Here is a 582-nt window from a genome sequence, read left to right on the forward strand (position 1 = left end):
CTCTGGAGCAGAACCGACTATCGAGGACAACCGCAATAACCGCCAGAATTTTTTAATTACTGCGGCGCTTTTTCTAATAGCAGTCGTGTTCGCCTGCGCTACATGGATTGATGCCGTCGGCGTCGGACGCGTCTTGGGCTCCATGGTAGTTGCCTACTTTGCACTTGGGGCGATCCTCGCCCTTATCAACGCCGTTGAGTTTGCAATCACCTGGTTAACCAAGCGGGAGGTGTTCGGACGTACAGCGACGCCTCGCGCGGTCGGCGTTTATGCAGCCGTCTTCCTGATCGGCATTGGGATTCTCAATGCGTGGCTGCACCCATTTCACCGGGTCCGTCCATGCGAAGGTGACTGCGTGGCTATAGTGCAGCCTGACGAAAGGCCGACTGTCGGAGCGGCGGCAAACGCTTGGTATGAGCAGGCGAAGACGGCTTATCAGTATGCGGGCGGAAAAGGGCCTGTGCCGATGGTCATTGTTGCAACGGCGGGAGGCGGCATCCGCGCAGCCTATTGGACAGCAGAGATCCTCGAAAAGCTCACGAGCGATTTCGCGCATGAGGAGGGGTTTGAGAACTATGGAGG

At 57.2% G+C, this 582-nt stretch carries 1 protein-coding gene; it reads left to right on the forward strand.

From position 1 onward, the window contains the following. Positions 1–582, forward strand: a 582-nt coding sequence (locus ACXJ5O_RS29285; RefSeq protein WP_457302960.1) for a hypothetical protein, incomplete at both ends; no start/stop codon positions are given.

It is taken from the genome of Phyllobacterium sp. P5_D12, from assembly GCF_054049495.1.